This window comes from Pseudarthrobacter sp. MDT1-22, from assembly GCF_054511035.1.
This window is the reverse complement of the sequence record NZ_JBTNDK010000029.1, coordinates 1-17903: the sequence shown is the minus strand read 5'-3', so window position 1 is coordinate 17903 and position 17903 is coordinate 1. Positions and strand designations below refer to the sequence as shown.

Below are 17903 nucleotides of genomic sequence, written 5' to 3'. Positions count from 1 at the left end.
CTCTCAGTCGCAGAGGCTACGTCATACGATACATGAAGTTTTGATCGTGAATCAAATAGCGTGTATTAATGGGATCCTGGGATGCTGGTGCCCTCGGATGGACTGCAGTCCCGGAACTTGGGGGTGCGGGCCATTGCCCGTACCCCGACTTCGTAAAAGCTGGAAACGACCAAGAGAGCAACCACGTGATCGATCCCATTATCCTTTTCTTTCTGCTCGGTGCCACCGCCGGTCTGCTGCGTTCGGAGTTGCGTCTACCGGCTGCGATCTACGAGTTCGTCAGCATCGTGCTGTTGCTGGCCATCGGCCTCAAGGGCGGTATTGAACTGGCCAGGCAACCTTTCGGCAGCCTGCTGCCGCAAATGCTGGCCGTGGTGGCGTTGGGCTTTTTCCTTTCACTGGCTGCCTTCCCCGTGCTGCGTTACCTGGGCCGTTTCAAGCGAGCGGATGCGGCTTCCATCGCCGCCCACTACGGCTCCGTAAGCGTAGGCACCTATGCCGTGGTTGTCGCCTATCTTGGCAGCCGCCAGATCGCGTTCGAAGAGCACATGCCCCTGCTTCTGGTGTTGCTGGAAGTGCCGGCCATTATTGTGGGAATTGTCCTGGCCCGGGGTCTGTCCCGGGAGACCCGGTGGAGGTCGGTCGCCCATGAGGTTTTCCTCGGGAAAAGCATTGTGCTGCTCCTGGGCGGGCTGCTCATCGGCTGGGCGGCGGGGCCGGACGGGCTGTCGTCGATCGAGCCGTTGTTCTTCGATCTGTTCAAGGGAATCCTGGCTCTTTTTCTACTGGAGATGGGGCTGATTACGGCGACACAGGTAGGAAGCCTGCGCCGGTACGGACCCTTCCTGATGGCCTTTGGAATTGGCATGCCGCTCTTTTCGGCCCTGGTGGGGACCGGACTGGGCTGGGTGCTGGGCCTCTCCATCGGCGGTACCGCCGTTCTTGCGACGCTGGCGGCGAGTGCTTCATACATCGCAGTGCCGGCGGCCATGCGCATTTCCGTACCCGAGGCCAACCCCACCCTGTCACTGGCCGCCGCGCTGGGGGTCACGTTCCCGTTCAATGTCCTGTTTGGTATCCCGATATACCACGCCCTCGCGGTGTGGGCACATACTTTCGCGAAAGGATGAGACTGATGCAAAGCCATACACGCAAGCTGTTGACCGTCGTCACCGAAGCCGTACTTGAGGGCACTCTCGTTCGGGACATCGACCGGCTCAATGCCCGCGGATACACCATCACCGACGCGCGCGGCAAAGGCCACCGCGGCGTCCGCAGTGCCGGCTGGGAAGCGAACAGCAACATCCGCATCGAGGTGGTGTGCGACGAAGCGACGGCAGACGCTATTGCCGCCTACCTCCAGGAGCACTACTACGAGGACTACGCCATGATCCTGTTCGTGAGTGACGTAGACGTTTTGCGGCCGGAGAAATTCTAGGCCCAAATCGGGCCGCCAGCACCGGGCAAAGGGTCAATGGTGGCCGGAGTGCCGCGGCTTCAGCTCCGAGGGCGCACGATCAGGACCGGGCAGTCCGCATGCCGGAGGCACTGGTCACTCACGGAGCCGAGCAGCATCCCGACGAGCCCGCCATGACCGCGCGATCCGACAACCAGCATGCGGGCGTCCCGTGAGATGTCAATGAGGCTCTTGGCGGCGCCGGCGTGAACGGCCCTGTAGCTGACGGAGAGCGTGGAGTATCTGTCGACCCTCGTGTGCACATCCCGCACGAGCTCGCCATGCACCGCCGTTGCGTACTCGTCAAAGGACGACACATATCCGAACTCCCAGCCGGGCGGGCGAGGGGCAGCAGCGAGAGACCAGGCCCGCACGATGACGACGGGGACCTCCAGCTGGTCCGCGAGTCCAAGTGCCGTGTCCAGGGCGTAGTCTGCGCAGGCGGATCCATCATGCCCGACCACGATGCTGTTGCCCGGTGCCGGGTTCAGACCGTCACCCAGGCTTTCCTGACTCACTGATGGTTCTCCCTGCTGCTGGAGGCCAAAACTGCACCGGTTGCCGGCCGGCGGATGGCACCGCGGCCGCGGGCCAGGCGCTCCAATGCTGAGGCAAGACGGCGGGTCCGCCCGTACTCAGAGCCACCGCCCCGGTAGGTCATTAAGACAGTTTCAAATGTGACCCCGGCGGGATCCAGCACCTGATGCCCGAGACGCTGCAACCAGAGCATCTCCAGGTTCCTGCGCGCGGTGACGAACCGGACCAGGGCGGCGTCCGTCGTGAAGCCCAAACGGGGCCGGGCGAGAGCGATCAGCAGGCGGGCACCGGCACCGCGCGCCTGCGTGGCCGCCGCGGCCAAGACGTCCGCAGCGCCTGACTCAGCGACGATGACGATGAGATACACCGGCCCCGCGGAATCCGCGATGGTGGCGGGAACACCGCCGGGAAGCTGCGGTCTGAAACGTGCCTCTCGATTGTTCAAGAGCGAGCTCCTTCCAAACCGCCGCCGCAAAGCCTCGCCGAGGACACTGCAGCCGGCCACCCCACCACCCCGTGCGGTAGCGTATGATTCAATCAATGAACTTAGATTAGCGAATTATAGTTCAGGTGTCTAGGGTGCGGGAGGTGGGTTCAGGGACGAGGACCGCGAGGAGTTCGTCCAGTTCGTGGCCGGCATCGACGGGATGGCGGAAGGGGCGGCCGGTGGCGACGGTGTAGCTGTTGCGGCGTCCGTTACGGGTTCTGGTGATATATCCGGCCTCCACAAGGTCGGCAGTTATCTTTTGCGCAGCGCGCTCCGTGACTCCCACCCGGGTGGCGACGTCGCGCATGCGGATCTGCGGATCTCGGGCGATGGTGAGCAGGACGTGGGCGTGGTTGGTGAGGAACGTCCACTGCGTCTCGGCGGCGGCCCCGGCGGGTGTCCCTGAGTCAAAATCCTTGGTTGCCATTTCAAGGACAATAGTCGATCGGACCCGCAGGCGCCCGGTCGGCGGCCGGGAGTGCAGGGAAAGCAATCAGTCAGTTTCAGTTGATGACAAGAAAGGCCACCAATGCTCGAAGTCAGTGTACTTCGCTGGACGCTCACCATCGGACTTATTCTCGGGCTGCTCGCCCTGGATCTTGGACTGGCTGCCGCACGGCCGCACGTCGTGAAGTTCCGCGAGGCCGCAATTTCATCGATTCTTTATATTGCCGTGGCCATTGCCTTCGGACTGGTCTTCGCAATGCAGGTGGGCTGGGACTATGGCGCGGAATTCTTTGCCGGCTACATCGTCGAAAAAAGCCTGTCCATCGATAACCTCTTCGTCTTCGTGATCATCATGTCGACCTTCGCCGTGCCAGAGAAGTACCAGCAGAAGGTCCTGATCTTCGGCATAGCAATGGCTCTGGTCCTGCGGGCGATCTTCATCGCCCTGGGCGCAGCACTGCTCCAGCTGTTTTCCTTCATGTTCCTGATCTTCGGCCTGATCCTGATTGTGACGGCTGTGCAGCTTTACCGGCACCGCAACGCCGACCCGGATGTCCATGACAACGTGCTGGTCCGGGTGGCCCGCCGCGCGCTGACCGTCACGAAGGACTACGAGGGCGGCCGGATGTTCACACGCAGCGCCGGACGCCGGGCAGTGACGCCCCTGTTCATTGTGCTGCTCGCAATTGGCAGCACCGACCTGCTGTTCGCGCTCGACTCAATCCCGGCCATTTTCGGCATCACCGCCGAACCCTATATTGTCTTCACCGCCAACGCCTTCGCCCTGCTAGGGCTGCGGGCCCTGTTTTTCCTCGTCAAGGGGCTTCTGGACCGCCTGGTCTACCTCTCCACCGGCCTGGCGATTATCCTGGCTTTCATCGGCGTGAAACTGGTCCTGCACTGGGGGCATGGCCTCGATGGCCGGGTGCCGGAGATCAGCACCAACCTCAGCCTCGTCGTCATCGCAGTCGTCCTGACAGTGACCACGATCGCAAGCCTGATCAAGGTCCGCCTGGATCCCACCGCACGCGCCCACGCAGGATCTCTCACAACAGAGGATAAGTCCGACTCAGACCGGTCCGGCTGACCAGGCACATGAACTCGTTGGCCGTCGGCGGAAGAGTTTAGCGACGGCTGGCACTACGTGCCTGTTCGAAGCAGCAGGTTGACGGGCCGACGGGCTGTGTGGATCCAAACGGCTGGTCCACCGGCTGCCTTAGCCGCCTCTGGCCCCGGTCAGCTCAGTGCCGGTCGTGGCACTATCACTCGCCACCGGGCAGCGTACTGTGCCCGCACGTGACGGGCCCGGCCATCCGCCGGCGGACCCGCTCGAAAACCTCCATTCCAAAATTGGTTCCGCATGTCTAGCCTCTTGAGAGGACCTTTGCCCCGTCCGGGCGCAGTTCGCCGCTGGGCGACACGTGCCGGTACAGGGTCTGCCGCGTGATGCCGAGTTCGGTGCAGAGATCGCTGACTCTGGTGCCAGGTTGCCCCATGGAAGCCATAGCCAGGCGGAGCTTCGCCGGGGTCATCTTGTAGGGACGTCCCCCGTTCCGGCCCCTGGCGCGGGCGGAGGCCAGTCCGGCGAGGGTGCGTTCGGAGATGGGTTCCCGTTCGAATTCGGCTAAGGCGGCGAAGATCCCGAAGACGAGTTTCCCGGAGGCGGTGGTGGTGTCAATGGCCGCGCCCTGGCCGGTGAGGACCTTCAGTCCGATGCCGCGCTCGGTCAGGTCGTGCACGATATTGACCAGATGCCGCAGGTCACGCCCCAGCCGGTCGAGTTTCTATACGACCAGGGTGTCACCGTGACGCAGGGCTTTGAGGCACGCGGCCAGGTGAGGCCGGTCATCCTTCTTCCCTGAGGCCTTGTCTTCGTAGAGGGAGTCCGTATCGATGCCGGCGGCGACGAGCATGCCGAGGGGATGTTCCTCTTCGTTCATCACGGCGACGGCCTCGCATACGGAGGGGGTCCGATCCGCTCAACCGATGTGTGGACAAACACCCTGAACGAGCAGACCTATACGATCACGGAGTCAGGCCAGGCACGGGACCACAAAATCACCGACAACGGCGATGGCACCCTGACCGTCGAGATCGCTGTCTCCGGCGTCCAGAAGGTCTATGGCCCGGACGGTAAGCGTCTGTTCATGGACACGGGTACCTTCAGGTTCGCGATTCTCATTGATCACGGCGGCACGCCTGCTGACCCCTCCGACGACGAGTTCATTAGGGACCTCGGCGAGACGGCCAGTCACGGGCAAGCGGACACGGCAGGACGCGACTTCTGCGAAGACCTCGTCACCTTCATCGGTTAATAAATTCAAGCGGCCCTGGGAAAACGCCCGGACGGACCTTTTCAACCACATCTTCCCGCGGCCGGCAAAGACCTGACTGGCCGCCCGGGACCGAAACAACCAAGGACCCACTGTGGAACACGACCGGCAGCAGGGCCGGGTAATCCGGTATGCCGCGAACTAGGCCCGCCCGGCCAACCAAATCCCGGAGTCCTCAACGAGACCGTCGGCGGATCAAGGTTAAGGCCCCTCCGGTGAGTATCCGATGAAGGGGCCTTCTCTGGCATACTCATTCGGCCCGCGAAAGCGGCCCAATTCTCTCTTTGGGACGCTTTTGCGCCGAGCCGCTGGGACGGAACGACGGCGACACCACGCGGGCGATAGCCTGAACGTTGAACCCAGCCCCACCCCGGAACGAGGATTTCCCCATGATCACACGCACCGACGTCGACGAAGCCGCTGCCCGGATTGCCGGAAGGATCCGCGTCACGCCCGTGCTGGCGGCTGACCGCGGCCAGTTCCCCGGCGAAGTGTGGCTTAAGTGCGAGTTCATGCAGCACACCGGCACGTTCAAGGCCCGGGGCGCGTTCAACCGGGTTCTGGCCTGCCGGGAGCGCGGCGAACTGAAGGACGATGTGGGCATTGTGGTGGCCTCCGGCGGCAACGCCGGCCTCGCCAACGCCTACGCGGCCACGGAAGTGGGGGTCCCTGCCACGGTGTTCGTGCCCGAGACCGCCCCGGCCGTGAAGGTCAAGAAGCTCGTGGCCATCGGCGCCGACGTGGTCCAGCACGGTGCCGAATACTCCGAGGCCTACGACGCCGCGATGGCCTACGCCGCCGAGACGGGCGCGGTCTACTGCCATGCCTACGACCAGCCCGAGATCGCCGCCGGCGCCGGCACCATCGGAACCGAGTTGCTGGAGCAGTTGGGCGACGTGGACACCGTGGTGGTGGCCGTGGGTGGCGGCGGGCTCATGGCGGGGGTCGCGGCCGCCGTGGAGGGCCGGGCCAAAGTGGTGGGCGTCGAGTCCGAATCCACGCCCACACTGCATGCCGCGCTCGCGGCCGGAACCCCCGTGGACGTGGCCGTTTCGGGGATTGCCGCCGACTCCCTGGGGGCCCGGCAGATCGGCCGGATCGGTTTCGACGTGGCCGTCCGTACCGGCGTCCGCGCCGTGCTGGTCTCCGACGAGGACATCGTGGCCGCCCGGTCCCTGCTGTGGGAGCAGTACCGCATCATCGTGGAGCACGGCGCGGCCGCGGCCTTCGCCGCCCTGCACTCCGGCGCCTACGTCCCGGCCGACGGCGAACGCGTGGCCGTGATCCTCTGCGGCGCCAACACGGACCCCGCCACCGTCTGAGGTTCTACCGGTCCACCGCGACGAGGTCCCTCCCGTTGAGCGGCTGGACCGGCCGGCTGTTGCCCGCGTGCGCCGCGCGCAGTGTGGCGAGCTGTCCGGCTCCCAGCTCAATGGGGGTCTCGAGGAGCAGCCAGCGCACGCCTTCCGAGCAGGGCGGAGTGGTCAGGCTGCCGTCGTACGCGAAGTGGTCCAGCGACGCCGGGAACAGCGCCGGGAAGTCCACGACGCCGGCCGCCACTTTCGGCCCATCGGCTGCGGCCGGCACGCCGTCCGTGAACGGCGCCCACGGCGCATTGGTAGCCCCCACCGTGGCGAGGATCCCGACGACGGCCAGCCCGCCGTCGTCGGCCTGGTGGACGAAATGGAACTCGGCCTCGTGCCGGACGCCGTCCAGCGTGTGCTCGGATGGGGCGTGGAAGTGCAGCTGCTTGAAGGCGTACTTCTTGCCGCCAACCGTGATGCCTTGGGCCGAGAGGGCGTGCAGCTCGGTGGTGTGGCCGTTGTCGGTGATCTCGCCTTCCGAGGCGGAATAGGCCAGGGCGAGCGGCGCAGGGGAAAGGCCCGGCCCACCCCCGACGTCGATGGGGGACTGGGCGGTGCCCGAAGAGCAGGAGCCGAAGTCGGAGCTCAGGGTGCCCCAGTGTTCGGGACCCTCGGCGCCGTCGTAGGACCAGGCGCGGGGCGCTGCGGAGCCGGACGGCGAGGGTGCCGCGGCCCCGGCGGCGGACCTGCTGCAGCCGGTGACAAGAGCCAGCAGCCCCAGGCCGGATCCAACTAGCAAAGACTTCCTGGTCATTATTGTGGCGCTGCGCATTTCCATCCTTCGGGTCGTGTAGGTCCGCACCGGAGAGCCCGGCGCGGACCTACGACGACTACCACGGGGGCCGGTGGCAGGTCTTGTCACAGACGCCCACCGCAGGATGTGACCCGCTGTCCTTCCCGGAAGTCAGGGCGCCTTGCCGGCGCCGGACGCGTCCGTGTCTTCTGTGGCCCGAGGGGCTGCCGCGGCGGCCAGCACTTCGGCGCCGAAGCTGCCGAGTAGGGTCAGGGAATCGGCCGATGGCGAGTCCGGCTTCGCTGAATACACCCGCAGCACCTGGTCTGAATCGTCGGGAAGCGTCAGGTCTTCGAAGTTCAGTTCCAGGTCCCCGACGACGGGATGGTGCAGCCGAACACTGCCTGCGAACCCCGTTGCCAGCCGGTGTCCGGCCCACCATTGGCGGAAGCGTTCGCTGTGTACTGCGAGTTCGCCGACGAGTTGATTGGCCTGGGGGTCGTTGGGGTGCCGGCCGATATCCGCGCGCAGGGTCCCGACGGCTTCGGCCGCCACGGTCTCCCAGTCCCGGAAGAGATCGTGGGAGCGCGGATCGAGGAAAACCCATCGGGTGAGGTTCCGCTCTGCTGCCGGCATGGCCGGGAATTCCGCAAGGAGAAGGAACGCCAGGCGGTTGCCGGCCAGAACATCTGTGCGGCGGCCCAGGATCAGGGCGGGAACGTTGCCCACGGCGTCCAGGAGTTGGCGGAGAGCCGGCCGAACAACCTGTTCCGGAATGGGTGAATGCTGGGACTTCGCGCAGTTCTCCAGAAGGTCGAACATGTGCGCCTGCTCGCCAGGATCCAGGCGCAGGGCCCTCGCCACTGAATCCATCACCGCCCGGGACGGGTGGATGTTCCGGCCTTGTTCGAGCCGGGTGTAGTAGTCGGTGCTCACGTCCGCAAGGCGCGCGATTTCCTCGCGTCGCAGCCCGGGGACGCGCCTGCCACCGGTGGTCGCGGCTATCCCGGCCTGCTCCGGCGTCAGCCGCGACCGCATTGCCTTCAGGAACTTTCCAAACTCCGCGCTCTGACCCATGCCTTCCATTGTCCAAGCCGGCGTCCCCGCTTTCCAGTGACGAAGGTAGGACTGCCAGTCCTAGGAAAAGGAGGGAATGGCATACCTGCTGACACGGCCTGCCGGCGTGCCTAGCGTTGAATGCATAACCCGCCCGTGCAGGGCTGTTCGAGCAAACAACACAACCACGGGAAGAACTGATGATGTCCCAGCCACAGGAAATTACCATCCCCACAGTGACCCTCAACAACGGCGTCCAGATCCCGCAACTTGGCTTCGGCGTATTCCAGGTCCCGCCGGAAGAAACGCAGCGCATCGTCGAGGACGCCCTCGAAGCCGGCTACCGCCACATCGACACTGCCGCGGCGTACCGGAACGAGGCCGGCGTCGGGGCAGCCATTGCCGCTTCGGGCATACCCCGCGGGGAACTCTTCATCACCACCAAGCTGCGCAACGGTGAACAAGGAATGGCCCACCAAGCCTTCCAGAACAGCCGCCAAGCCCTGGGCCTGGACTACCTGGACCTCTACCTGATCCATTGGCCCGTGCCCGCACAGGGACTCTTCACGGAGGCTTGGAAGGCCATGGAACAGCTGTACGCAAACAACCAGATCCGCGCCATCGGGGTTGCGAACTTCCTGGCTGACCACCTGGACACGCACCTAGCGGCGGCGGACGTTGTCCCGGCCGTCAACCAAATCGAAATCCACCCCGCGTTCCAGCAGCAGGAGCTGGCGGCCAAGAACCGCTCCCTGGGCATTGCGGTGGAGGCGTACAGCCCGTTGGGGCAGGGCGCCGATCTGGCAGCGGCCACCGTGAAGTCACTGGCCGCGAAGTACCGTGCTACACCTGCCCAGGTTGTACTCGCGTGGCATCTCAGCCAGGGCACCATCGTCATCCCGAAGTCGGTCCAGGCCGCACGCATGCGGGAAAACCTGGGCGCTGCCGCCGTGTCGCTGACGCCCGCGGAGGTAGCCGAAATCACGGAACTGGAGTCCGGCGCCCGCACCGGCGGGGATCCCGCCGTCGCCGCGCACAGCCAAATGTAGCCAATCCGCACCGGGGAAGTGCAAACCAAGAGAGCCTCACCGAACAAGAAGAGAACCATGGATAATTCGCTGATGATGGCTTGGGCCGTCGTCCACCTCATAAACAACGACAGCCGCAGCGCCTTGCCGGATTCACCCGTCGTGGCACCACGACAAGCCGGACGCGCACGCAGGAGACTGGCCCGCTTCCAGCGGCGGCTGGCCAGTCTCCTGCACGAAGCCGCGTGGGCAATTGAACCTGAACCGCGGACGGCTACTGAGCCCTGACCGTGTGTTTCTGGGGAGGGGAGGCGGGCTTGCGGCTACGCATGCCGGCGCCCGGATCGCTCTGCGGCGATTGTGTGGATGAGGCGTGCGGCCGTGCGGGCCGTGCGGGAGTCGACGTCGAACCTGGGGTTCAGTTCGACGACGTCGACGACGGCGAGCTTGGGGGAGCGGGCCAGCTGGCGGCACACTTCCAGCACCACGGAGAGCGGAACGCCGTACGACGCCGGTGCGCTGACACCGGGGGCGACGTACGCGGGGAGGACGTCGAGGTCGATGGTCAGGTAGACCACGTCCACGGAGTCGATGAAGTCCTGCGTGAACTGCCGGACCTGCTCAGTCCTGGACTCGGTGCATTCCTCGTCCAGGAGGTACTTGACGCCGAGCTCCCGGGCTGTCTGGAACAGGGCCTCGGTGTTGCCGGGCTGGCTGATGCCCACCACCGTGTAGCTGAACCCGTGGCCCAAGGCTTGCTCCGCCTCGGCCACCTGCCGGAACGGTGTTCCCGAGGACGGGATTTCCTCGGCGCGGAGGTCGAAGTGCGCGTCCAGGTTGATGATGCCGATGCGGCGTCCATCGGTGACCTGGCTGGCGCGGAGGCCCGTGTAGGTGCCGAAGGCGGTTTCGTGGCCGCCGCCCAGGATGATGGGCAGGTGGCCCGCGTCCAGGGCCTCGAGGACGGCCGCGCCGAGGCGCTCCTGGCCGTCCTCGAGGTTTCCGTCCACAACGGTGGTGTCGCCAAGGTCGTGGACCAGGAGTTCCGCGGGCGCCGCCATGGGTGCCAGGGCGAAGCGGATGCTTGCGGGACCGTCGACGGCGCCGACCCGGCCTTTGTTCCGGCGGACGCCTTCATCGCTGCGGAACCCAAGGATGGCGATTCCCGTGGTGCCGGCCTGGGCCGTGTTCACTGCGTGGTGCCAGCGACGGTGCTCTGGGCCGGGGCCGTCGTCGCGGCCCGTCCACGTGTGCTGGGTGGTGGGGTTGGTCATCGGGATCCTTCTCCGTGTCCTAGCGCCAGTGCGGCGTCACGGGTGCTTGCTATGAGTTGCTTTTCGCGCCGGACCGCCCGGTCCGCCGGAGCCATGGTGCTGACGGCACCCAAAAGCCGGCCGCCGTCGTCGAACACGGGGAAACTGACGCCCCAGACGCCCGCATCCACCGCCCCGTAGCTGAGGCCGAAGCCGCGGCCCTGAACGAGCTGGAGCTCGTGGTGCAGGTTGTCTGCCTCCTCCTCGCTCAGTCCGAGGCCGGCCACGATCCTGCTCTGCTCCTGGGGGTCCAGGTGCGCCAGCAGGGCCATCGCGCTGGCGCCCTTCAGCAGGGGGAGCGAGCGGCCCGGCGAGTAGCTGCAGCGCAGCATCTGAGGGCCTTCGATGGCATCTACGCACAGTGCCTCCGCACCGCGGACCACTAGATAGGCGGCCAGCTCCTGGGTTTCATCCGAGAGCAGCTGTAGCTGCTCCGAGATGCGGCCCTTGACCATGGCCTCCTGGTGGAAGTTGGCGGCGAGGCGCAGGGTTTCCGGGCCGGCGCTGTACTGCCCGCGGCGCCTGGTCTGCGCCACCAGCCCGGACGGCACCAGCATTGCCAGGTGCCGGTACACGGCGCTGGCGGGGATGCCCGTTGTTTTGCTGATTTGGGCTGCGGTCAGGGTCCGGTGCCGCGCGAATTCGAGCAGGATGTCGACGAATCGCGAGGCGTTGCCTTCCGCTATCACGGAATGGTTCGGAACTGTAGGCATAACACCGACGTTAGTGGCTGGAATCACGGATGGCATCAACTAGTTCCCATAGAGTGGGAATTTACTTTCCGCCGGGTGGGAATCAACCGTTAACGCGAAATCGCCGGAACCATGCCGGGTCGCCGCAAATTTGCAGTGACCCGGCATGGCTCCGGCGATTGCGGCGGCCAGCCGGTAAGAGGCGGCCGGTGTAAGGCGGCCTAGGTCAGCTTGATCTGGCGGTTCATGTCCTTGTAGAGCAGGTAGCGGAATTCGCCGGGGCCACCGGCGTAGCAGGCCTGCGGGCAGAAGGCGCGCAGCCACATGAAGTCGCCGGCCTCCACCTCAACCCAGTCGTTGTTGAGCAGGTACATGGCCTTGCCCTCCAGGACGTACAGGCCGTGCTCCATGACGTGGGTCTCCGGGAACGGGATAACCCCGCCCGGCTGGAACGTCACAATGTTCACCTGCATGTCGTGGGCCAGATCGCTGGAATCCGTGAAGCGGGTGGTCTTCCAGGCGCCGTCGGTATCCGGCATCGCGGTGGGTTCCACCTCGGCATCACTGGTGACGAAGGACTTTGCCTCGTAACCCTCAAGCCGCTCATAGGCCTTGCGGATCCATTGGAAGGAGACAATGTCATCCGAGACGTTCTCCAGGCCCCAGGTGGCACCGGCGGCCAGGTAGGCGTAGCCGCCTTCCTCAAGCTGGTGCAGTTCGCCGTCGAGCGTCAGGTTGACCTTGCCCTTGGTGACAAAGACAACGCCCTCAACGCCGGGCTCAAACTCGGCCTTGGGGGCACGGCCGCCGGGGCCGATCTCCACGATCAGCTGCGAGAACGTGGTGGCAAACCCGGAGATCGGGCGGGCCAGGATCCAGGAGCGGGTGTTGGAGAAACCCGGCAGGGTGCTGGTCACGATGTCGGTCATAACGCCCTTGGGGATGACCGTATAGGCCTCCGTGACGATGGCCCGCTCCGTGGTGAGGTGCGTCTGCGGCGGCAGGCCGCCCTGGGGGTAGTAGTACTTGCCCATCATGGGATCCTTACTTTGAAGTGGAGTGTGCCAGCCGCGGGTGCGCCAGTGCGGTCAGCTGGGAAAGTTCGACGCCGGCGAGCGCCTGGACCTCTTCGGTCCCCACTGCGCCGCACTGGACGCCGCGCAGGACGAAGGCGGCCAGGGCCCGGGCGGTGGCGGGTTCGTCCATGACCCCGCCTTCCGTGTGGTCGACATAATTGCGCAGGCGTGCCGCTGCGGCCGGAAGCCCCTCGCGGTAGAACGCATACGTGGCGGCGAAACGGCTGGGCAGCTGGGCTGCGTGCAGGTCCCAGCCCTGGTAGTAGCCGCGCTCCAGCGAGCGGCGGACGAGGCGTCCGTGCAGCTTCCAGGCATCCTCGACGGCGTCGCCCACCGGGATGATGTTGGTGGATCCGTCGGAGAGGCGGATGCCCGTGCCGGCGACGGCCAGCTGCATGACTTCCTTGGCGTAGTCCGCGACCGGGTGCTCCATGGACTGGTACTCGGCCGAGATTTGCAGCGAGGCGGAGTAGTCGTAGGTGCCGTAGTGCAGGGCGCTGATGCGTCCCGGAACCACGTGCGGCAACTGCGCCACAGGGGAGGTGCCTTCCGGCCCGAGGATCAGCTGCGGTGTTTCCACCTGGACCTCGAAGCGGAGCCGGCCGGCGCGAAGTCCGTGGACTTCCTCCAGCCGGGACACTGCGAAGTCCATCGCCTGGACCTGGGCCACGGTGGTGACCTTGGGCAGGGTCAGGATGAGTCCGGCAGGAAGTTCGCCGGCCTGCGCGAGCGTGGAGACGAACAGGTCCAGTGTTTTCAGTCCGCGGGCCCGGGTGGGCGCCTCGAAGCACTTGAAGCGGATGCCGATGAACGGCGGCGCGGTGCCGGCCGCGACGGCGGTGGCCACAGCGTTGGCGGCAGAAACCGCTGCCACATCCTCCGCCTCATCGCCGCGGTCGCCGAAGCCATCCTCGAAGTCGAGGCGCAGGTCCTCGATCGGTTCCGTGCGCAGCTTGGCACCGACCCGTGCGGCGACGGCGGCAGCCAGCTCCGGCTCCTGACCCAGCAGCGCGCCGAGCTTCTCGAGTCCGCCGTGAGCCTCCGCCGTCGTAAGCGCCTGGGCACCCCAGTCGGCCGCGAACGACGGCGTGAAACGGTCAGCCGGCACGTACACGGTGTGCACGGGCTGGCGGGTGCCGTCGTCGCCCGGGTAATTACGTTCCAGCAGCTGGTCAGTGGCGGCCAGCTGTGCGTCGATGGCGGCAAGGTCCGCCGCGGAGAGCGACGGCGTGGGGGAGACCGCCATGACTCAGCCCACCAGTTCGTAGGCCGGAGTGGTGAGGAAGTCCGTGTAGTCCTCGGACAGGCAGATCTCGGCGATCAGCTTGCTGGCCGGCTGGTAGTACAGGCGGAAGGCCTCGTCGCCGAATTCGGTCCGGAGCCGTTCCGTTTCCTCGCCCAGGATCTTTTCGACCAGTTCGCGGGTGACGGTGTTTCCGGTGTCGGCGAGGACGGACTTGTTGCGGATCTGCTGCCATACCTGCGAGCGGGAGATCTCGGCGGTGGCGGCGTCCTCCATGAGGTTGTGGATGGCCACGGCGCCGTTGCCGGAGAGCCAGACGGCGGTGTAGGCGACCGCGACATACAGGTTCAGGCGCAGCCCGCCCTCGGTGACCTGGCCGTCAGCCGAGGCGATGTCGATCAGCTGGTCCGCAGTAACCGAAACCTCGGGGCGCTGCTTGTCCAGCTGGTTCGGGCGCTCGCCGAGTACGCCGTCGAACACCTCGCGGCAGGTGGGGACCAGGTCCGGGTGGGCCACCCAGGAGCCGTCGAACCCGTCGTTGGCCTCACGGGTCTTGTCCGCACGGACCTTGGCGAAGGCTGCTTCGGTGACCTCGGGGTGCCTGCGGTTGGGGATGACGGCAGCCATGCCGCCCATGGCGAAAGCGCCGCGCTTGTGGCAGGTCTTCACCAGCAGCTCGGTGTAGGCGCGCATAAACGGAGCCGTCATAACCACCGAGGCGCGGTCGGGGAGCACAAACTCCTCGCCGGCGTCGCGGAAGTACTTGATGATGCTGAACAGGTAATCCCAGCGGCCGGCGTTCAGGCCCGAGGCGTGGTCCCGGAGTTCGTAGAGGAACTCGTCCATTTCGAAGGCGGCCGGGATGGTTTCGATCAGCATGGTGGCGCGGACGCTGCCCTGCGGGATGCCGAGGAAGTCCTGGGCGAAGACGAAGACCTCGTTCCAGAGGCGCGCCTCGAGGTGGCTTTCCATCTTGGGCAGGTAGTAGTACGGGCCGTGGCCGTTGAGCAGCAGCTGCTTGGCGGTGTGGAAGAAGTGCAGGCCGAAGTCCACCAGCGCACCCACGGCGGGTTCGCCGTCGATCAGCAGGTGCCTTTCCGGCATGTGCCAGCCGCGGGGGCGGGCCACCACAACAGCCAGCGGCGCGTCGGTGCGGAGCGTGTATTCCTTGCCTTCGGGCGAGGTGTAGGCCAAGGTGCCGGTTGCGGCGTCGCGCAGGTTCAGGATGGCGTCGATGACGTTGGGCCACGTGGGCGTGCTGGCGTCCTCGAGGTCCGCCAGCCATACCTTGGCGCCGGAGTTCAGGGCATTGATGGCCATCTTGGCCGGGGTGGCCGGGCCGGTCATCTCGACGCGGCGGTCCTGCAGCGCGGCGGGCGCCTCGGCGACCTTCCAGTCGCCGTCGCGGATTTCCTGCGTCTCCGGCAGGAAGTCCAGGCGGCTGGTGCGGGCGACGCCGTCGCGCTTGGCCTGGCGGGCCTCGAGCAGCTCGTTGCGCGTTCCGGCGAAGCGCCGGTGCAGCTCCTCGACGAAGGCCAGGGCCTTGGGCGTGAGGATCTCTTCGGCGCGGGAGACCGGCTGGCGGTCAGTAACAGTGATAGCCATATTCGTAAGTCCTTTTCTAGAGAGCGCGGGCGGCGTGAGCGGCGCCCGCCACTGCGGCAGCCACATCGGCGGCTACATGAGGATCGAAGACGCTGGGGATAATGTAGCTCGCGTTGAGCTCGTCGTCAGCTACCCGGTTGGCAATGGCGTCTGCGGCGGCCACCAGCATCTCCGGCGTGATGTCGCTCGCGCCGGCGTCGAGCAGCCCGCGGAAGAAGCCCGGGAAGGCCAGCACGTTGTTGATCTGGTTGGGGAAATCGCTGCGGCCCGTGGCCACCACGGCCGCGTACTTGGACGCAATGACAGGGTCGATCTCCGGCGTCGGGTTGGCCATGGCGAAGACGATCGCGTTCTCGGCCATGGCGGCGACCTGCTCTTCGCCGATCACGTGCGGGGCGCTGACACCGATGAAGACGTCGGCGCCGGCCATGGCTTCGTGCAGGGTTCCGGCGAAGCCTTCCTCGTTGGTGTTTGCGGCAATCCAGGCGCGGTGCTCGTCGTCGTACTGCTCGCCCGAGTGGATGGCTCCGGAGCGGCCGGCGGCAACGATGTGCTGGGCGCCCTGGGCCTTAAGGAGCTGGATGATGGCCGAGCCGGCGGCGCCGACGCCCGAGACAACAATGCGGACCTCGGGGAGCTTCTTGTCCACCACGCGCAGGGCGTTGTGGAGGGCTGCCAGGGTGACGATGGCAGTGCCGTGCTGGTCGTCGTGGAAGACGGGGATGTCGAGTTCATCGCGCAGGCGCTTCTCAATTTCAAAGCAGCGCGGTGCTGCGATGTCCTCAAGGTTGATGCCGCCGTAGACGGGGGCCATGGCCTTGGCGATCATGATGATTTCCTCGGTGTCCTGGGTGTCCAGGCAGACCGGCCAGGCGTCAACGTTGGCGAACTGCTTGAACAGGGCGGCCTTGCCTTCCATAACGGGCAGGGCCGCGGCCGGGCCAATGTTGCCCAGGCCCAGGACGGCCGAACCGTCGGTGAGGACGGCAATGGTGTTGCGCTTGACGGTCAGGTTGCGGGCTGCTGCCGGGTCCTCGGCGATGGCGAGGCAGACGCGGGCGACGCCGGGCGTGTAGGCACGGGAGAGGTCGTCGCGGTTGCGCAGGGCTACCTTGGGGACCACCTCGAGCTTCCCGCCGAGGTGCATCAGGAAGGTGCGGTCCGAGACGTGCTGGACCGTGACGCCGTCGAGGGCGTTCAGGGCGTCCTTGACGCGGGCGGCGTGGTCGTCGTCGGTGGTGTTGCATGTGACGTCCACAACCAGGGTGTCGTGGTGGGATTCCGTGACGTCAAGCGCCGTGATGGCTGCGCCGGCCGCGCCGACGGCGGCAGCGAGCTCACTCGTGGCGGTGAAGCTCGACGGCGCCGCGACGCGCAGGGTGATCGAATTTCCGGGGCTCGGGTTCGCCATTGAATTTCCTCCTCGTTGGGTCCGTTCCCGGACCGCTCGTGCAACCGAATGTTTTCGTATTATGGATATTATTATCTGCAAAGTGGAAATGCAACCCCCTGGCGGTCATGTTTGGGGACATCGCCTGGGGCCTGGTTGTGCTGTATGTTGAGTGTTCTAAGCAACTCTTTTCACGATGTGGATAAGAGATGTCAGAATCTGAGCCATAGGAGACAACGGAATGGCTGAAAAAGCCTCCGGAGGCGTGCAGTCCGTCGAGCGCGTCTTCGAACTGCTGGAACTCATCACAGACGCGGGCGGTGACGTGACGCTCAGCGAGCTCTCGTCCTCCACGGATCTGCCCCTGCCCACCATCCACCGCCTGCTGCGCACTTTGGTCTCGCTTGGCTACATCCGCCAGCTGCCCAACCGCCGTTACGCACTGGGTCCCCGGCTGATCCGGCTTGGCGAAGCCGCCAGCAAGCAGCTTGGAGCCGTGGCCCGCCCGCAGCTGAAGAACCTCGTGGACCGCCTCGGCGAAACCTCCAACATGGCCGTGCTGGATTCGGACATGGTCATCTACGTGGCCCAGGTGCCCTCCATGCACTCCATGCGCATGTTCACCGAGGTGGGCCGCCGCGCCCACACGCACGACACCGGAGTCGGCAAGGCGATCCTGGCCCAGCTCGACGACGAGGTGGTGCGCGGCATCGTGGCCCGCACCGGCATGCCCACCCCCACGGCCAAGAGCATCGGCGACATTGATGCCCTCCTTGCCGATCTCAAGCTGATCCGTGAACGCGGCTACTCCATTGACGAGGAAGAGCAGGAGCTCGGCGTGCGCTGCTTCGCGATGGCCGTGCCCAACGCACCCACCCCTGCCGCCATCTCGGTGTCGGGGCCGATCAGCCGCGTGGACCAGAGTTTTGCAGACCGCGCCGTGCCGCTGCTGCGCCAGGCCGCAATGGCGATCTCGGCTGAGCTCAACCAGAACTGAGTTTCCCTCCCCGCGAGGTGGCAGATGACGGCAGTGTTTGTTCGGCAGAGTCATATGGTCGTTGCAACGCTCTGATTGATGGAGCGTTTAATGGTCAGGTCATTTCCTCTGAGTACCCGCACCGAGTTCATTGACCTTGTGTGTGG

19 protein-coding genes and 1 pseudogene are annotated in these 17903 nt (G+C 65.8%); 8 read left to right on the top strand and 12 right to left on the bottom strand.

The annotated features are described in order from the left end of the window. Positions 1 to 68: 68 nt before the first annotated feature. Together ACX80M_RS17900 and ACX80M_RS17895 are read left to right on the top strand one after the other, a co-directional pair. Positions 69 to 1130 (top strand): sodium-dependent bicarbonate transport family permease, encoded by a 1062-nt coding sequence (locus ACX80M_RS17900; protein WP_459310099.1) that lies wholly within the window; start codon positions 69 to 71, stop codon positions 1128 to 1130. A gap of 5 nt (positions 1131 to 1135) precedes the next feature. After that, positions 1136 to 1438, top strand: coding sequence for a P-II family nitrogen regulator (locus ACX80M_RS17895; RefSeq protein WP_252603452.1), 303 nt, complete (start codon positions 1136 to 1138; stop codon positions 1436 to 1438). Between the two features lie 59 nt (positions 1439 to 1497). Here the strand turns inward: ACX80M_RS17895 and ACX80M_RS17890 are convergent, their stop codons facing one another. From ACX80M_RS17890 to ACX80M_RS17880, 3 genes are all read right to left on the bottom strand, one after another. Continuing rightward, a complete protein-coding gene (locus tag ACX80M_RS17890; protein ID WP_252603455.1) occupies positions 1498 to 1974 on the bottom strand; it encodes a universal stress protein in 477 nt (158 codons plus the stop codon). Then, a complete protein-coding gene (locus ACX80M_RS17885; protein ID WP_252603458.1) occupies positions 1971 to 2438 on the bottom strand; it encodes a hypothetical protein in 468 nt (155 codons plus the stop codon). The genes ACX80M_RS17890 and ACX80M_RS17885 overlap by 4 nt, the downstream gene beginning before the upstream one ends. A 121-nt stretch (positions 2439 to 2559) precedes the next feature. After that, positions 2560 to 2907, bottom strand: a complete 348-nt coding sequence (locus tag ACX80M_RS17880) for a helix-turn-helix transcriptional regulator (RefSeq protein WP_252603460.1) — start codon at positions 2905 to 2907, stop codon at positions 2560 to 2562. 102 nt (positions 2908 to 3009) lie between these two features. On the opposite strand from ACX80M_RS17880, the gene ACX80M_RS17875 reads away from it, so the two are divergent. Continuing rightward, positions 3010 to 4014: a TerC/Alx family metal homeostasis membrane protein gene (locus ACX80M_RS17875; RefSeq protein WP_252603462.1), complete on the top strand. Its 1005-nt coding sequence runs from the start codon at positions 3010 to 3012 to the stop codon at positions 4012 to 4014. A gap of 277 nt (positions 4015 to 4291) precedes the next feature. Here the strand turns inward: ACX80M_RS17875 and ACX80M_RS17870 are convergent. After that, positions 4292 to 4867 (bottom strand): annotated as a pseudogene (locus ACX80M_RS17870) (recombinase family protein). Between the two features lie 48 nt (positions 4868 to 4915). Between ACX80M_RS17870 and ACX80M_RS17865 the strand changes: the two are divergent. Both ACX80M_RS17865 and ACX80M_RS17860 read left to right on the top strand, forming a co-directional pair. Next, the gene (locus ACX80M_RS17865; RefSeq protein WP_252603464.1) at positions 4916 to 5242 is read left to right on the top strand and encodes a hypothetical protein; all 327 of its coding nucleotides are present in this window, start codon (positions 4916 to 4918) and stop codon (positions 5240 to 5242) included. A gap of 407 nt (positions 5243 to 5649) precedes the next feature. Continuing rightward, entirely contained in the window at positions 5650 to 6582 is a 933-nt protein-coding gene (locus ACX80M_RS17860; protein ID WP_459310098.1) for a threonine/serine dehydratase, read from the top strand. Positions 6583 to 6586: 4 nt separating this feature from the next. Here the strand turns inward: ACX80M_RS17860 and ACX80M_RS17855 are convergent, their stop codons facing one another. Beyond that, a complete protein-coding gene (locus ACX80M_RS17855) occupies positions 6587 to 7396 on the bottom strand; it encodes a carbonic anhydrase (protein ID WP_252603469.1) in 810 nt (269 codons plus the stop codon). 132 nt (positions 7397 to 7528) lie between these two features. After that, complete coding sequence (locus ACX80M_RS17850; RefSeq protein ID WP_459310097.1) at positions 7529 to 8434, bottom strand: helix-turn-helix transcriptional regulator; 906 nt, start codon at positions 8432 to 8434, stop codon at positions 7529 to 7531. Positions 8435 to 8616: 182 nt separating this feature from the next. Here ACX80M_RS17850 and ACX80M_RS17845 point away from each other — a divergent pair, with 182 nt between their 5' ends. Together ACX80M_RS17845 and ACX80M_RS17840 are read left to right on the top strand one after the other, a co-directional pair. Continuing rightward, the gene (locus ACX80M_RS17845; RefSeq protein WP_459310104.1) at positions 8617 to 9462 is read left to right on the top strand and encodes an aldo/keto reductase; all 846 of its coding nucleotides are present in this window, start codon (positions 8617 to 8619) and stop codon (positions 9460 to 9462) included. 57 nt (positions 9463 to 9519) lie between these two features. After that, on the top strand, positions 9520 to 9729 hold the full coding sequence (locus ACX80M_RS17840) for a hypothetical protein (RefSeq protein ID WP_459310096.1): 210 nt from the start codon (positions 9520 to 9522) through the stop codon (positions 9727 to 9729). A gap of 35 nt (positions 9730 to 9764) precedes the next feature. On the opposite strand, the gene hutG is transcribed toward ACX80M_RS17840, so the two are convergent. From hutG to ACX80M_RS17810, 6 genes are all read right to left on the bottom strand, one after another. Beyond that, entirely contained in the window at positions 9765 to 10715 is a 951-nt protein-coding gene (gene hutG, locus ACX80M_RS17835; protein ID WP_459310095.1) for a formimidoylglutamase, read from the bottom strand. After that, positions 10712 to 11467: an IclR family transcriptional regulator gene (locus ACX80M_RS17830; RefSeq protein WP_459310094.1), complete on the bottom strand. Its 756-nt coding sequence runs from the start codon at positions 11465 to 11467 to the stop codon at positions 10712 to 10714. The genes hutG and ACX80M_RS17830 overlap by 4 nt, the downstream gene beginning before the upstream one ends. Before the next feature lie 200 nt (positions 11468 to 11667). After that, positions 11668 to 12480: a bifunctional allantoicase/(S)-ureidoglycine aminohydrolase gene (locus ACX80M_RS17825; protein ID WP_252612148.1), complete on the bottom strand. Its 813-nt coding sequence runs from the start codon at positions 12478 to 12480 to the stop codon at positions 11668 to 11670. A 10-nt stretch (positions 12481 to 12490) separates the two neighbouring features. Continuing rightward, the gene (locus tag ACX80M_RS17820; RefSeq protein ID WP_459310093.1) at positions 12491 to 13768 is read right to left on the bottom strand and encodes a DUF6986 family protein; all 1278 of its coding nucleotides are present in this window, start codon (positions 13766 to 13768) and stop codon (positions 12491 to 12493) included. Between the two features lie 3 nt (positions 13769 to 13771). Then, positions 13772 to 15370: a malate synthase A gene (gene aceB, locus ACX80M_RS17815; protein WP_459310092.1), complete on the bottom strand. Its 1599-nt coding sequence runs from the start codon at positions 15368 to 15370 to the stop codon at positions 13772 to 13774. Positions 15371 to 15386: 16 nt separating this feature from the next. Beyond that, on the bottom strand, positions 15387 to 16781 hold the full coding sequence (locus ACX80M_RS17810) for an NAD-dependent malic enzyme (RefSeq protein WP_252603489.1): 1395 nt from the start codon (positions 16779 to 16781) through the stop codon (positions 15387 to 15389). A 220-nt stretch (positions 16782 to 17001) separates the two neighbouring features. Here ACX80M_RS17810 and ACX80M_RS17805 point away from each other — a divergent pair, with 220 nt between their 5' ends. Beyond that, positions 17002 to 17757, top strand: coding sequence for an IclR family transcriptional regulator (locus ACX80M_RS17805; protein ID WP_056340756.1), 756 nt, complete (start codon positions 17002 to 17004; stop codon positions 17755 to 17757). The last annotated feature ends 146 nt before the right edge of the window (positions 17758 to 17903 follow it).

Coding starts and splice junctions, on each gene's coding strand:
- ACX80M_RS17900 (WP_459310099.1), top strand. CDS start 69: ATGGGATCCTGGGATGCTGGTGCCCTCGGATGGACTGCAGTCCCGGAA.
- ACX80M_RS17895 (WP_252603452.1), top strand. CDS start 1,136: ATGCAAAGCCATACACGCAAGCTGTTGACCGTCGTCACCGAAGCCGTA.
- ACX80M_RS17880 (WP_252603460.1), bottom strand. CDS start 2,907: ATGGCAACCAAGGATTTTGACTCAGGGACACCCGCCGGGGCCGCCGCC.
- ACX80M_RS17875 (WP_252603462.1), top strand. CDS start 3,010: ATGCTCGAAGTCAGTGTACTTCGCTGGACGCTCACCATCGGACTTATT.
- ACX80M_RS17860 (WP_459310098.1), top strand. CDS start 5,650: ATGATCACACGCACCGACGTCGACGAAGCCGCTGCCCGGATTGCCGGA.
- ACX80M_RS17855 (WP_252603469.1), bottom strand. CDS start 7,396: ATGCGCAGCGCCACAATAATGACCAGGAAGTCTTTGCTAGTTGGATCC.
- ACX80M_RS17850 (WP_459310097.1), bottom strand. CDS start 8,434: ATGGGTCAGAGCGCGGAGTTTGGAAAGTTCCTGAAGGCAATGCGGTCG.
- ACX80M_RS17845 (WP_459310104.1), top strand. CDS start 8,617: ATGTCCCAGCCACAGGAAATTACCATCCCCACAGTGACCCTCAACAAC.
- ACX80M_RS17840 (WP_459310096.1), top strand. CDS start 9,520: ATGGATAATTCGCTGATGATGGCTTGGGCCGTCGTCCACCTCATAAAC.
- hutG (WP_459310095.1), bottom strand. CDS start 10,715: ATGACCAACCCCACCACCCAGCACACGTGGACGGGCCGCGACGACGGC.
- ACX80M_RS17830 (WP_459310094.1), bottom strand. CDS start 11,467: ATGCCTACAGTTCCGAACCATTCCGTGATAGCGGAAGGCAACGCCTCG.
- ACX80M_RS17825 (WP_252612148.1), bottom strand. CDS start 12,480: ATGGGCAAGTACTACTACCCCCAGGGCGGCCTGCCGCCGCAGACGCAC.
- ACX80M_RS17820 (WP_459310093.1), bottom strand. CDS start 13,768: ATGGCGGTCTCCCCCACGCCGTCGCTCTCCGCGGCGGACCTTGCCGCC.
- aceB (WP_459310092.1), bottom strand. CDS start 15,370: ATGGCTATCACTGTTACTGACCGCCAGCCGGTCTCCCGCGCCGAAGAG.
- ACX80M_RS17810 (WP_252603489.1), bottom strand. CDS start 16,781: ATGGCGAACCCGAGCCCCGGAAATTCGATCACCCTGCGCGTCGCGGCG.
- ACX80M_RS17805 (WP_056340756.1), top strand. CDS start 17,002: ATGGCTGAAAAAGCCTCCGGAGGCGTGCAGTCCGTCGAGCGCGTCTTC.